We start from the raw sequence: 12,144 nt of genomic DNA, 5'->3' as shown, positions 1-12,144 counted from the left end.
CCCGCAGACCTAGCTGTACTGACCGGGGAGGTTGGTCAGGCGGCTGATGGGCGGGTGGCCGCCGATGCCGGTGTGGGGCCGGTGGTGGTTGTAGGCGTGTAGCCAACCAGGGAAGGCCGCGCGGCGGTCGGCTTCGCTGGTGAACAGCTGGGCGAAGGCCCATTCGCTGGTCATGGTGCGGTTGAACCGCTCGACCTTGCCGTTGGTCTGCGGCCGGTAGGGCCGGGTCCGCTTCGCAGCGATGCCCAGCTCGGCGCAGGCAGCGGCCCAGTTGCGACTGCGGTAGCAGCCGCCGTTGTCGGTCAGCACCCGGCGAGCGGTCACCCCGCGAGCGGCGAACCAGTCGGCCGCCCGGCGCAGCACCGCGGCGGCGGTGGGGCCGGTCTCGTCCTCACAGATTTCGGCGTAGGCCAGTCGAGAGTGGTCGTCGAGGACGACGTGGATGAACCCGTGGCCCATCAGCGGGTTGCGATAGCGGCTTCGGGCCCGGCCGCCGTCGAGGTGCCGGTTGACTTTGCCCTGGACCCGGCCGAGGAAGCGCCACCCGCCGCCGGCGGGGATGTTGCCCAGCTTCTTCACGTCGACGTGCAGCAGCTCACCGGGCGCCTCGCGTTCATAGCGCACGACCACCCGCTCGCGGCGCTCGAGACGAGACAGCCGGCCGATGCTGCAGCGGCGCAGCACCGCTCCGGCCGTGGAGGGCGCCACGCCAGTCTCGGCGGCCAACCGAACCGGCCCCCAGCGCTTACGCAGCCGCAGCGACACGATCCGCTTCGTCCTCGCCGGATCGGTCTTGGTCGGGCTGGTGTGGGGCCGGCTGGAGCGGTCGGTCATGCCGGCGGCGCCTTCGGTGCGGTAGCGGTCGGCCCAGCGCCGGGCGGTGGTTGCCGAGACACCGAAGCGCTCGGCGGCCCGCGTCGCCGGCCACTTCTCCTCGACGATGAGTCGGGCCATCTGCAGCCGCTGGCGTGGTGTCAGTGCGGCATTAGCGTGGAGCACGAGGACCTCCGGTGTCGTGCAGTGGTCGCCTTCAGCAGCTCCACTCCACGCCCGGAGGTCCTCCCTCACAACATCCGTCAATCAGATCCTGTGATTGCACGCCCTCGACCAACGTCTCCGGTCAGTACACCTAGCGTTGCGCCCCGACCGGGAGGGACCCGGGCCAGGAGGAGGACACGTGAGAGTCGAGATCAGCACCCTGCAGTCGATGGCCGGCCAGTGCCGCGCCGAGGCCGCCGACACGACGGCCCGGCACACCGCCCTGTCCAGCAGCGTGGACGCCTCGGTGCTCGAGGGCTGGACCGACAGCCAGGCCGCGCTCCGGTTCACCGAGCTCTACGAGCAGTGGCGGCTCAGCGCGCAGGGGGTCAGCGACGCGCTCACCGGGATGGGCGGCCTGCTCGACGGTGTGGCGGCGTCCTACCAGCAGCACGAGGCGGACGTGGCCGCCCGCATCGGCGCCCTGATCTGAGGACCAGCGCGACGTGCTCAGCCCGGTGGCGCGGCCCCGGCCGGGGCCGCGCCGGCCGGGTGCCCGGCTCGGCCGCGGGTGCGCAGCCGGCGGGCGGCCTCGGGCACCCGCTCCCACGGGAGGATCGACAGGACGGCCACGCAGTGCGGCAGGAAGATGATCGTCACGCTGGCGTAGACGGCCAGGTGGAACCCCAGCAGGACGACGACCAGGGCCACCCGCGCGCGGTTCGACCAGACCAGCAGCACCAATGGTGTGGCGAACTCCAGCGCGAGCATCGCCCACTGGGCGCCCACCAGCAGGCCGGGCACCTCGAGGGTCCACTCGGAGAACACCGTGCCGCGCCGCACGATGGCGCGGGCCAGCGTCGAGCCGGTGGCCCAGTCCCAGCCACCAAAGCGCACCTTGGCCCACGCGGCCAGGAAGTAGGTGAGCACGACGGTGACGAACACCGCCGCCATGGCCCATCCCGCGGCCTCCGAGGAGCGCCGGTCGCGCCAGCGCACCCGCCCGACGGTGGGCAGCACGGCGAGCAGGACGAGGTAGCCGATCCGGTCGTGGTCGACCTTCCCGTAGCTCATCCCGATGACCATCCACTGCAGGTAGAGCAGGAAGACCGCACTGCCCAGCAGCCGGGGCGACCGGCCGGTGGCGGCCACCAGCGCCGCGGCCACGAGGGCCCACTGCACGGCGGTCACCACCGCGGTCGTCGGCGTGGGCAGCGGCAGGAGCCGGCCGATGGTCAGCGGCGCGTACCACTCGGGCGGGACGTCGGCGTGCGCGCGGATCCAGGCGGTGGTCAGGAAGACGTCGACCGGCACGAACAGGTAGGCGAGGGTGCGCACGACGGCGACGCGCGCCAGGGGCACCGGGCGGAACCACCAGCCGGACAGGCCACGGCGGCGCGGGGACGGCGGGGTGTCGGCGGTGGGACCAGTGTCCGCGGAGGTGGTCGCGCTCACGGGGTGCCCTCCGGGCCGGTCCTCACACGGTGGTCCACGACCACGCTCTCGGTGACCTCACCGGTGCGCCGGCCGCCGTCCAGCGCGTGCCGGCGCTGCACGACCCGCACCGCGACCAGTGGCTCGGCACCCGGGTGACCGGCGGCGTAGGACTCGGCCAGCAGGCCGAGCAGCTCAGGCTGCTCCACGAGGCGGGGCAGTTGCCCCTCGAACTCCGCCCGGCGCAGCCCGACCTCGCCACCGGAGAGCGGGACCTCGTCACCGTCCGCGGTGACGCCGACCACCCCGGTGGAGACGACCGGCCGGTCGGGGTCGGCCCGGGTGGAGTACATCCGGAACGGGCCGAAGGGGAACTCGGAGTCGTTGCCCCACACGGTCCCGCCGAGCAGCAGGGCCAGCACGACGCCGGTGGCGGCCAGGCGGATCCGCCGGCCGGTGGGGGACAGCGTCAGCACGCCGGTGTCCCCGGCGTCCGAAAGGGGAGGGACCGGTACCACCGCCGCATCGTAGGATCGGCGCTCGTCCGGATGGGTCATCGACCCGGTGTGGGCGCCCGCCCACCGCTCGCCGCGGCTCCCCGGCCGAGGTCGTCCGGTGCCCGCCGTCAGCGTCGACACCCGGAGGCAGCGCGTGCAGTTCGGCCGGTACTACGAGGAGTTCGAGGTCGGTGCGGTCTACAAGCACTGGCCGGGCAAGACCGTCACCGAGTACGACGACCACCTGTTCTGCCTGCTCACCATGAACCACCACCCGCTGCACCTGGACAGCCACTACGCGGCGGAGACCACCGAGTTCGGCCGGAACGTCGTGGTCGGCAACTACGTGTACTCGCTGCTGCTCGGCATGAGCGTCCCCGACGTGTCGGGCAAGGCGATCGCCAACCTCGAGGTCGAGTCGCTGCGGCACGTGGCGCCGACCTTCCACGGCGACACGGTCTACGGCGAGACGACGGTGCTGGACAAGGTCGAGTCGCGGTCGAGGGACGACCGCGGCGTGGTGTCGGTCGAGACCATCGGCTACAAGCAGGACGGCACCGTCGTGTGCGTGTTCCGGCGCAAGGTCATGGTGCCCAAGCGCTCCCACGGCGAGGCGCGGGGCGGCGAGCAGCCCGGCCGCCCGGAGCCGTCGCCACGCGGCTGACCGACGCAGGTCACGGCTCAGGACGGCAGCGCGCCCCAGCTCCGCAGCGTCTCCAGCAGCAGCGGTGTGCAGGCCAGCCGCTCGAGGTCGGCGGCCGCGGCGAAGGTGACGGCGTCCGCGTCGTCCCCCGCAACCGGCGTGGCCCCCAGGTCCAGCAGGGTGCAGGCGAGGTCCACGACGTCGTAGACGACGCCCGGACCAGGGACCCGCACCCGGCCGACCTCGGCCCCGGCCCGCACCGCCAGACCGGTCTCCTCGCGGACCTCGCGCTCCACGGCCGCCGCGGGCGACTCGCCGGGCTCGACCCGCCCGCCCGGCACCGACCACAGCCCGCGGCCGGGCTCGGTGCCGCGCCGCACGAGCAGCAGCCGGCCCCGGCCGTCGAGCACCACCGCCCCGACGCAGGCGACCAGCGGCAGCGGGTCCCCGGCGGCGGTCGGCACGGTCGCACCGTACGCACCGCCGCCCGGGCCATCGCTTGACGAATCCGCCCGGTCACAGGACGGTGTTGCCCGATGACTGCCACCCCGGTCTGCCCCCGCTGCGGCGAGCGCGTGGTCGTCCGCCCCGGGAGCTCCGCCCAGGCCTGGTGCCACGTGCACGGCGCGGTGACCCCGCTGCACCACACCCTGCTGATCGCGCACGACGCCATCGCCGCGGTCACCGCCGACGCCCGGGTGCCGGCGTGGGTGCCCGACCCGGTGCCACCGGGCTGGTCGGTGACCGGCCTGGCGTGGGGCGGGGAGCCCGGTGCCCGGGCGATCGTCGTCGACTGCGCCGGGCCGGCCCCGCTCGGCGGCTCGGCCGAGCTGGTGCTGGTCGCCGAGGAACCGGGCACCGGCGTCGGCTGCGGGTACGCCGGGCTCCCCGGTCCCGATCCCGGCGACGTCATCTCCGGCCCCTCCTCGACCTCCGTCGAGGCCGCTGGCCAGCACGCACCGCTGTGGGCGGTCCCGACGTCCGACGACCGGGCGGCCTTCGTGGGCGAGGCCTACGGCGTGTGGTTGTGGCTGGTCGTGTGGCCGATGTCGGCGGCGTGGCTGCTCGCCGAGGACCTGGAGCTGCTCGACCTGCGCGAGCGCCTCTACCCCGACCTGCCGCTGGGACCGCCCGGCGAGCACCTGCTGCCCGGACGGTGACCGACGACTCCTCCCGGCCGTCGGTCGGCGGCGTGTCCCGGGGGCCGGCGCTGGGGCGTGTGTTACCCATGGGACTCGTCGTGCGGGCGAGTCCGCGTCCGCACGCCCAGACGACGCCCAGACGACGCCCACCCGACGCCGACCACGGAGGTACCGGTGAAGAAGGTCCTCACCTGGCTGGCGCTCGCCTTCGTGGTCTTCTACGTCATCTCGGCGCCGGAGGCCTCCGCGGACATCGTCCGCACCGCGGGGCAGGCCCTCGGTGACGCCGCGACCTCGCTCGCGTCGTTCTTCGAGTCCCTCGCCTAGGCCGGCGTGAGCGAGCCGGCTCCCGGTCCCACCGGCGGCTCCCGGTCGGTCTGGCGCAGGGACGCCGAGAAGTACCTGCTGCCGCAGGAGCAGCCGCCCGTCGTGGCCACCCGCCGGCACTGGGCGGTGCTCGTCGCGCCGGTGGTCAGGGCGGTGCCGGTGCTGGCCGCCGGCGGCTGGCTGATGCTGCTCGACCCCGACGACCGGGTCACCACCAGCGTCGGGCTGGTCCTGCTGCTCGGGGCGCTGGTGTTCCTGGCGCTGCGGGTCGGCGAGTGGTGGATGCGGCACTTCATCGTCACCAACCGGCGGGTGCTGCTCACCACGGGGATCGTCGTCCGAACGGTGGCCCTGCTGCCGCTGCGCCGGATCACCGACCTCACCTACAAGGAGACCCTGTTCGGCCAGCTGCTCGGCTACGGCACCTTCCGCTTCGAGTCCGCCGGTCAGCAGCAGGCGCTGTCGGAGATCACCTACCTGCCGCGGGCCGGCGTCCTCTACCGGGACGTCAGCGACCTGCTCTTCGGCGGCGGCGGCGCCGACTCCGGCGACGACGAGGGCAACCCCGAGCCGCCCCCCGGACCGGGCCGCCGGACGCCCCCCGCGGACCGCGCCGCCGAGCCGGAGGCCCCGCCACCGCGGCGGCCGCGCACCGGGCGGGTCGCCGGACGCCGGGTGCGGGAGGGCAGGCGCTGATGCGGATCGACCTGCACACCCACTCCTCGGTGTCCGACGGCACCGACAGCCCCGCGGAGCTGCTGGCCGCCGCACGGGCCGCGGGCCTGGACGTCGTCGCCCTCACCGACCACGACACCACCGCAGGGTGGGCGCAGGCGGAGCAGTCCCGCCCCGACGGGCTGACCGTCGTCCCGGGGATGGAGCTGTCCTGCCGGTGGTTCCCGACCGGCGCGCCGCCGATCAGCGTGCACCTGCTGGCCTACCTGTTCGACCCCGGGCACGCCGGCCTGGCGGCGGAGCGCGCGCGGCTGCGCGACGAGCGGCTCAGCCGTGGCGAGCGCATCGTCCGGGCGCTGGCCGAGGCCGGCCACCCGGTCGTGTGGCGCGAGATCGTCGAGCGCGCGGACGGTGGCGTGGTCGGCCGGCCGCACATCGCCCGCGCGCTGGTCGAGGCCCGCGTCGTCGACTCCATCGAGCACGCCTTCGCCACGCTGCTGCACCACCGCAGCCCCTTCCACGTCGCCAAGGCCGACACCGACGTGCTCCTCGGCATCGAGCTGGTCCGCAGCGCCGGCGGGGTGCCGGTGTTCGCGCACGGCCTGGCCACCCGCCGCGGCCGGGTGGTCGGCGACGAGGCCCTCGCCACGATGGCCCGGGCCGGCCTGCTCGGCCTGGAGGTCGACCACCCCGACCACGACCCGGACGAGCGCGCCCACCTGCGCGGCCTGGCCGGCGAGCTGGGCCTGCTGGTCACCGGCTCCAGCGACTACCACGGCAACAACAAGACGACACCGATCGGCGCCTGCACCACCGCCCCGGACCAGTACGAGGCGCTGGTGGCCGCGGGGACCGGCGCCGCGCCGCTCACCGGGACCGTCGGTCCCCCCGGTCACCATGGCTGACGTGGGCGGAGCGCAGCTGGAGATGCCGGGCATGCCGCGGCGGCTGTTCCCGGCCACGCCGAGCAAGCTGGCCGCGTTCGGCGACTGTCCGCGTCGCTACCGGCACGCCTACGTCGACCGGCCCACCCCGGCCAAGGGGCCGGCGTGGGCGCACAACAGCGTGGGGTCGGCGGTGCACGCCGCGCTGCGCTCGTGGTGGGAGCTGCCGCTGGGCAGGCGCACCCCGGCCGCGGCCCGGCAGCTGCTGTACGGCGTCTGGTCCACCGCCGGCTTCCGCGACGCCGAGCAGTCGCAGCGGTGGCGCGCCCGCGCGGCCGGCTGGCTCACCGACTACGTGACCGGCCTGGACCCCGCCGAGGAACCGGTCGGCACCGAGCGGCAGGTGGCCGCCACCACCGAGCGGCTGGCGCTGTCCGGCCGGGTCGACCGCATCGACCAGCGCGGCGGGGAGCTCGTGGTCGTCGACTACAAGACCGGCCGGTCGGTGAGCACCGACGACGAGGCCCGCGGCTCACCCGCGCTGGCCGCCTACGTGCTCGGGGTGCGCCGCACGCTGCGCCGGCCGTGCAGCCGCGTCGAGCTGCACCACCTGCCCAGCGGCACGGTGGCCGCCTTCGAGCACACCGACCGCTCGCTGGCCAACCACGTCCGCCGGGCCGAGGACGTCGCCGCCGACATCGCCGCGGCCACCGCGGCCCTCGACGGCGGGGCGGACCCGGACGACGCCTTCCCCGCCGTCCCCGGCCGGCAGTGCGGCTGGTGCGACTTCCGGCCCAGCTGCGCCCCCGGCCGCGCGGCCACGCCGCCCCGGGAGACCTGGAGCTTCCTCCCCGAGTAAGAGGACCCCCTGCCCCCCACCACTCGCGAGCTCGCGGCGGGGCCCTGCAGGGGGCCGACGGGTGCCGGTAACAGGTCCTAGAGCACGCGGACGACGAGCCCGGCGGCCAGCGTGACCATCACGACCGCGATGACCGCGTCGAGCACCCGCCACGCGGCCGGCCGGGCGAACACCGGCCGCAGCAGCCGGGCCCCGTAGCCGAGTCCGGTGAACCACGCCGCGCTGCCCAGCCCGGCGCCGGCGGCGAACCACCAGCGCTGCTCGCCCCAGGTGCCGGCCAGCGAGCCGAGCAGCACCACGGTGTCCAGGTAGACGTGCGGGTTGAGCCAGGTGAGGGCCAGCGCGGTGCTCACGGTGACCGTCAGGCCGGCCCGCCGGCCGGCCGCCTCGGTGACCAGCGTGGCCGGGTGCCGCGCGCGCCGGGCGGCCAGCAGCCCGTAGCCGAGCAGGAAGGCGGCGCCGGCGAGGCAGACGACGTCGAGCAGCCCGGGCACCCGCTGCACCAGTGCCCCGGCGCCGGCCGTGCCGGCGGCGATGAGGGCGACGTCGGAGAGCAGGCAGACGGCGACGACCGCGGCGACGTGCTCGGCGCGCAGCCCCTGGCGCAGCACGAAGGCGTTCTGCGCGCCGATCGCCACGATCAGCGACAGGCCCAGCCCCAGGCCGGAGACGGCGGCGAGCAGCGCGGCGGACACCCGGGCGACGGTAGGCGGCGCCGCCCGCCGGCTCCGCGCGTGTTCCTGACGCACCTGCAGCTGCTCTGATGGTGGGGTGGACCTCGACCTCGACCAGCTGCGCGCCCTGGCGGCGACCGTCGCCGCGGGCACGCTGGACGGCGCGGCCCGGGAGCTGCACCTGACGCCGAGCGCGGTCAGCCAGCGGCTGCGGGCCCTGGAGGCGGCGACCGGCCGGGTGCTGCTGGTGCGCAGCCGGCCGGTGCAGGTGACCGGGTCCGGCGCGGTGCTGCTGCGGCTGGCCCGGCAGGTGGCGCTGCTCACCGCCGACGCCACCCGGGAGCTGGCCGGCGACGGCGCGCAGCAGGCCCCGGTGACCCTGCCGGTCGCCGTCAACGCCGACTCGCTGGCCACCTGGGTGCTGCCGGCCCTGGCGCCGCTGGCCGCCGAGTACGCCTTCGAGCTGCACCGGGAGGACCAGGAGCACACCGCGGCCCTGCTCCGCGACGGCCGGGTGCTGGCCGCGGTGACCACCGACGCGCAGCCGGTGCCCGGCTGCACCGTGACCCGGCTGGGCGGGATGCGCTACCGGCCGATGGCGACCGCGGCGTTCACCGGCCGTTGGTTCCCCGACGGCGTCCCGACGGCCGCGCTGGCCCGCGCGCCGGTGGTGGTCTTCGACCGACGGGACGACCTGCAGCACGGCTACCTGCGCCGGCGCGGCGTGACGACCGCGCCACCGACCCACCACGTGCCCGCGTCGGCCGAGCTGGTCACCGCGGTGCGGCTGGGCCTGGGCTGGGGGATGGTGCCCGAGCAGCAGGAGCCGGCCGGTGAGCTGGTCGTGCTGGACCCGGACGGCGCGGTGGACGTCGTCCTCTACTGGCAGCAGTGGCGGCTGGGCTCGCCGGGCCTGGACCGGGTGGCCGCCGCCGTGCTCGCCGCGGCCCGGCGCCGGCTGAGGTGACGTCACGCGGTGACGGCGGATCCTCCGTCAGGCGGTGAGCTCCTCGGCGGCGGCGACCCGCTCGCGGGCCGCGCGCACGATCGGCGACTCCCGCACCTGCACCGGCAGTGCCAGCGCGGCCTGGCGGAAGGCCCGCACCGCCGCGGTCGCGGCGGTGTCGGTCACGCTGAAGCCGGGCAGCCCGTAGAGCTGGCGCGCCCACCGCGGGAGGGTCGCCGCACCCAGGGCGGCCAGCGTGCTCCAGGCCGGGCGGGCCGGGGTGAGCAGCTGCACCCAGCCGGGCATCGGCGGCACGAGCACGAAGCGGGAGGCGTCCCGGGTGGCCGGGGTGACCGCCAGCTGGGGGCGCATGCGCTGCAGGTAGGCCTCCAGCTCTGCGGCGGTGGCCGGCACCTCGGCGGCCTCGCAGCCGACCAGCACCGCGGCGGTCACCTGCTCGGCGACGTACCGGTCGGCGTCGTCGTCGGTGAGCGGGACCCCGGCGCGGCGGGCGACCGACAGCAGCGAGTCGACCTCGCAGCAGTGCACCCACAGCAGCAGGTCGGCGTCGTCGACGGCGTACCCGCGGCCGGTGGTCTCCTCGACGGCCGCCTTGCCCCGGTGCAGGCCGCGCACCCGGCGCACCGAGCGCAGCGCGTCCCTGCGGGTGCCGAAGGTGAGCGTGGCCACGTACTCCGCGGTGCGGGTCAGCCGCGCCCACGGGTCGGAGGTGAAGGCCGTGGAGAAGGTGGCGACGCCGTCCATGGCGACCGGGTGCAGCGCCTGCAGCAGCAGCGCCCGGATGCCGCCGACGCCGAACGCGGGGTCGGCGTGGATGCGCCAGCTGACGCTGTCCGGGCCGAAGAAGCCGAGCAGGTCCTCCTCGGCGGTGAAGTCGCGCAGCGCGGGCAGCCGGTTCACCGCAGGACCCCGCTGTCGGCGGTCACGGCGGCCCAGAAGTCCAGCAGCACGTCGAGTGTGCGCTGCGGGTTCTCGACGGCGGGGGAGTGCACCGCGCCCTCGATCACCGCGTACCGGGCCCCGAGCCGGCGGGCCATGTCCGCCTGCACGGCCGGTGGCCACGCGTCGTCCGTGGCGCCGTGGGTCACCAGCACCGGGACGCCGGTGGCCGCGAGCTCCGCGACGCGGTCGGGCTCGGCGGTCATCGCGTCGGCCATGCCGCGCAGCCCCGCGGCGCTGTTGGCGAGGAACCGGCGGGACAGGAAGCGCCGGGTGGGCTCGGGCACCGGCTGCGCCGTGGGGTCGGTCATGGCCAGCTGCTCCAGGGCCTCGTTGACCAGCGCGACGCCGCCGGCGTCCAGCAGCGGGGTGAGGTGCTCCAGCAGCTGGGCGCGGGGGCCGCCCAGCCGGGCGGGGCCGGAGCCGAGCAGGGTCAGCGTGTCGAACGCCGCCGGGTCGGCCAGGACGGCGGCCCGGGCGACCAGCCCGCCGAAGGAGTGCCCGACCAGGTGCAACGTGCCGACGCCCTCGGACCGCAGCTGGGCGGCGACGGCGACGAGGTCCGCGCCGAGCTCGGCGACGGAGTAGGCCGCGGGGTCGTCGGGGCCGGGGGACTCGAACTGCCCCCGCTGGTCCAGGGCGACGACCCGGTACCCGGCGGTGCACAGCGGGCGCAGCAGCGGGGCGAAGTCCTCCTTGCTGCCGGTGAAGCCGGCGACGAGCAGGACGGTGCCGCGCGCCCCGTCGCCCCCGGTGTCCAGCGCGGCCAGCGGGCCGGCGCCGCCGGTGAGGGTGCGGTGCCGGGCGTCGTGGTCGGCCAGCTGGCCGAGGTCCTCGGGGACAGGAGCGCGGCCCTCGGCGCCGCCGGGCGTTCCCATGCCGCACAGTGAACCCCGACTCCGGCGGCGGTGCCGCCGGACACCTCAGCGGTGGGCCAGCACGCCGTCCGGGAGCTGCTGGACGACGACTGGACCGGTCACCGTGACCAGCCCGCCGCCGCGCAGGTCGGGGGCGGTTACGCGCCGCAGCTCCGCACCGGTCGCCAGGTCGCGCAGGACGACGGCGTCCCCGTCCGGCACCGGGACACCCGCGGGCGGCGGCGCGGAGCCGAGCGCCCCGGTGGGCAGGCCGGTCGCGGGCGCGCGCCAGGTGACCGCGCCGGTGCCCTGGTCGACGGCGGCCAGCTCGTCCCCGGCCCAGACCAGCGCGGTGCCGTCGACCCCGGCCACCAGGGCGCGCGCCGCCCCGGCCACGGGCCCGCCGAGGGGCACGCCGTCGGCACCGGCCAGCAGCTGCACGCCGTCGTCCCCGGCGACCACGACCGCCTCCTCGACGCCGGCCAGCGTCGTCCCGGTGGCCACGTCCCGGGTCCACAGCTCGCTGCCGTCGGAGCTGTCGAGCAGCCGCACCGACACCGCGTCGGCGCAGCGCTGCAGGAGGGCGACACCGGCACCGCCCACGTCGGCGTCCTCGACCGCGCAGCCCTCGTCGGGCGCGGCCCGCCAGCGGGTGGAGTTGCCGAGCGGGTCGACGGTGAGGACGCCGGTGGGGCTGGCCGCCAGCACCGTGCCGTCGGTGCCGGACAGGACCACGTCGGGACGCAGGTCGAGGTTGCGGGTCCAGGCACGGACGCCGGTGTCGACCGACAGCGCGACCGCCTCGTCACAGCGGTCCTCGGTGCCGAAGACGGCGACCACCCGGCCGCCGACGAGCGTCCAGTCGCACAGCCGGGCGTTGGCGCGGGTGTAGCGCCACGCCTCCGCGCCGGTGCCGGCGTCCAGCGCGCGGACCCCGCGGCCGTCCCCGACGACCACGCGCCCGCCGGCCACGGCCGACCGGGCGGCCCCGCCGGACGCGGTGGTCGCCGCCTCCCAGGCCACCGAGACGGCACCGGCCGGCGTCCCGCGGGGGACGTCGGCCGGTGCGGCGGTGGTGCTGGTGGTGGCCGCGGCGTCCGAGCCGCGCCACAGCAGGGTGCCGACGACGACCAGCACGAGCACGGCCACCGCCCACGCGAGCACCCGCGGCAGCCAGCTGGTGACGTGCTGGAACGGCCCGCCTCCAGGGGCCCGCCGCGAGCGGCGGACGGCCCCGTCCGGAGGCTCGCCCCGAGCTTGCGAGGGGT

Annotated in this window: 16 protein-coding genes; 8 read left to right on the top strand and 8 right to left on the bottom strand. The window is 76.2% G+C overall.

All coding sequences use genetic code 11. The annotated features are described in order from the left end of the window. Positions 1–9 precede the first annotated feature (9 nt). Positions 10–999 (bottom strand): IS481 family transposase, encoded by a 990-nt coding sequence (locus RTG05_RS17295; protein ID WP_166526144.1) that lies wholly within the window; start codon positions 997–999, stop codon positions 10–12. Between the two features lie 178 nt (positions 1,000–1,177). Between RTG05_RS17295 and RTG05_RS17290 the strand changes: the two genes are divergently transcribed. After that, entirely contained in the window at positions 1,178–1,471 is a 294-nt protein-coding gene (locus tag RTG05_RS17290; RefSeq protein WP_166526143.1) for a WXG100 family type VII secretion target, read from the top strand. Positions 1,472–1,488: 17 nt separating this feature from the next. Here RTG05_RS17290 and RTG05_RS17285 read toward each other — a convergent pair whose 3' ends face one another. Both RTG05_RS17285 and RTG05_RS17280 read right to left on the bottom strand, forming a co-directional pair. Further along, positions 1,489–2,433 carry an HTTM domain-containing protein gene (locus RTG05_RS17285; protein ID WP_315911993.1) on the bottom strand — a complete coding sequence of 315 codons (945 nt, stop codon included), beginning with the start codon at positions 2,431–2,433 and terminating at the stop codon, positions 1,489–1,491. Next, positions 2,430–2,888, bottom strand: coding sequence for a hypothetical protein (locus RTG05_RS17280; protein WP_315911992.1), 459 nt, complete (start codon positions 2,886–2,888; stop codon positions 2,430–2,432). The genes RTG05_RS17285 and RTG05_RS17280 overlap by 4 nt, the downstream gene beginning before the upstream one ends. Before the next feature lie 139 nt (positions 2,889–3,027). Here RTG05_RS17280 and RTG05_RS17275 point away from each other — a divergent pair, with 139 nt between their 5' ends. After that, positions 3,028–3,573, top strand: a complete 546-nt coding sequence (locus RTG05_RS17275; protein WP_315911991.1) for a MaoC family dehydratase — start codon at positions 3,028–3,030, stop codon at positions 3,571–3,573. A gap of 17 nt (positions 3,574–3,590) precedes the next feature. On the opposite strand, the gene RTG05_RS17270 is transcribed toward RTG05_RS17275, so the two are convergent. After that, positions 3,591–4,016: an NUDIX hydrolase gene (locus RTG05_RS17270; RefSeq protein WP_208104631.1), complete on the bottom strand. Its 426-nt coding sequence runs from the start codon at positions 4,014–4,016 to the stop codon at positions 3,591–3,593. Between the two features lie 72 nt (positions 4,017–4,088). Between RTG05_RS17270 and RTG05_RS17265 the strand changes: the two genes are divergently transcribed. The 5 genes from RTG05_RS17265 to RTG05_RS17245 all read left to right on the top strand — a co-directional run bounded on the left by RTG05_RS17265 (position 4,089) and on the right by RTG05_RS17245 (position 7,439). Further along, positions 4,089–4,712, top strand: coding sequence for a DUF6758 family protein (locus tag RTG05_RS17265; RefSeq protein ID WP_166526141.1), 624 nt, complete (start codon positions 4,089–4,091; stop codon positions 4,710–4,712). Positions 4,713–4,868: 156 nt separating this feature from the next. Further along, positions 4,869–5,021, top strand: a complete 153-nt coding sequence (locus tag RTG05_RS17260; RefSeq protein ID WP_166526140.1) for a hypothetical protein — start codon at positions 4,869–4,871, stop codon at positions 5,019–5,021. A 6-nt stretch (positions 5,022–5,027) separates the two neighbouring features. Beyond that, positions 5,028–5,717: a PH domain-containing protein gene (locus RTG05_RS17255; RefSeq protein ID WP_315911990.1), complete on the top strand. Its 690-nt coding sequence runs from the start codon at positions 5,028–5,030 to the stop codon at positions 5,715–5,717. Then, positions 5,717–6,601, top strand: a complete 885-nt coding sequence (locus tag RTG05_RS17250; RefSeq protein WP_166526139.1) for a PHP domain-containing protein — start codon at positions 5,717–5,719, stop codon at positions 6,599–6,601. The genes RTG05_RS17255 and RTG05_RS17250 overlap by 1 nt, the downstream gene beginning before the upstream one ends. Beyond that, positions 6,594–7,439 (top strand): RecB family exonuclease, encoded by an 846-nt coding sequence (locus tag RTG05_RS17245; RefSeq protein WP_166526138.1) that lies wholly within the window; start codon positions 6,594–6,596, stop codon positions 7,437–7,439. Before RTG05_RS17250 ends, RTG05_RS17245 begins: the two co-directional genes overlap by 8 nt. A 77-nt stretch (positions 7,440–7,516) precedes the next feature. Here RTG05_RS17245 and RTG05_RS17240 read toward each other — a convergent pair whose 3' ends face one another. After that, positions 7,517–8,134, bottom strand: coding sequence for a LysE/ArgO family amino acid transporter (locus tag RTG05_RS17240; protein ID WP_166526137.1), 618 nt, complete (start codon positions 8,132–8,134; stop codon positions 7,517–7,519). Positions 8,135–8,210: 76 nt separating this feature from the next. On the opposite strand from RTG05_RS17240, the gene RTG05_RS17235 reads away from it, so the two are divergent. Then, the gene (locus RTG05_RS17235; protein WP_166526136.1) at positions 8,211–9,080 is read left to right on the top strand and encodes a LysR family transcriptional regulator ArgP; all 870 of its coding nucleotides are present in this window, start codon (positions 8,211–8,213) and stop codon (positions 9,078–9,080) included. A gap of 27 nt (positions 9,081–9,107) precedes the next feature. Here RTG05_RS17235 and RTG05_RS17230 read toward each other — a convergent pair whose 3' ends face one another. From RTG05_RS17230 to RTG05_RS17220, 3 genes are read right to left on the bottom strand one after another with little or no spacing between them, the layout of a single operon-like run. After that, the gene (locus tag RTG05_RS17230) at positions 9,108–9,980 is read right to left on the bottom strand and encodes an oxygenase MpaB family protein (RefSeq protein ID WP_166526135.1); all 873 of its coding nucleotides are present in this window, start codon (positions 9,978–9,980) and stop codon (positions 9,108–9,110) included. Continuing rightward, positions 9,977–10,897, bottom strand: a complete 921-nt coding sequence (locus tag RTG05_RS17225) for an alpha/beta fold hydrolase (RefSeq protein ID WP_166526134.1) — start codon at positions 10,895–10,897, stop codon at positions 9,977–9,979. Before RTG05_RS17225 ends, RTG05_RS17230 begins: the two co-directional genes overlap by 4 nt. Positions 10,898–10,942: 45 nt before the next feature. Then, positions 10,943–12,040: an outer membrane protein assembly factor BamB family protein gene (locus tag RTG05_RS17220; RefSeq protein WP_315911988.1), complete on the bottom strand. Its 1,098-nt coding sequence runs from the start codon at positions 12,038–12,040 to the stop codon at positions 10,943–10,945. Positions 12,041–12,144 lie beyond the last annotated feature (104 nt).

The organism is Geodermatophilus sp. DSM 44513, assembly GCF_032460525.1.
Lineage (GTDB): Bacteria > Actinomycetota > Actinomycetes > Mycobacteriales > Geodermatophilaceae > Geodermatophilus.
The sequence above is the reverse complement of the archived record's forward strand: the minus strand, read 5'-3'. Positions and strand labels throughout refer to the sequence as shown.

Excerpts from the sequence above, each read along its gene's own strand:
- RTG05_RS17265 (WP_166526141.1), top strand. The coding sequence starts at position 4,089 with ATGACTGCCACCCCGGTCTGCCCCCGCTGCGGCGAGCGCGTGGTCGTC.
- RTG05_RS17250 (WP_166526139.1), top strand. The coding sequence starts at position 5,717 with ATGCGGATCGACCTGCACACCCACTCCTCGGTGTCCGACGGCACCGAC.
- RTG05_RS17245 (WP_166526138.1), top strand. The coding sequence starts at position 6,594 with ATGGCTGACGTGGGCGGAGCGCAGCTGGAGATGCCGGGCATGCCGCGG.
- RTG05_RS17225 (WP_166526134.1), bottom strand. The coding sequence starts at position 10,897 with ATGGGAACGCCCGGCGGCGCCGAGGGCCGCGCTCCTGTCCCCGAGGAC.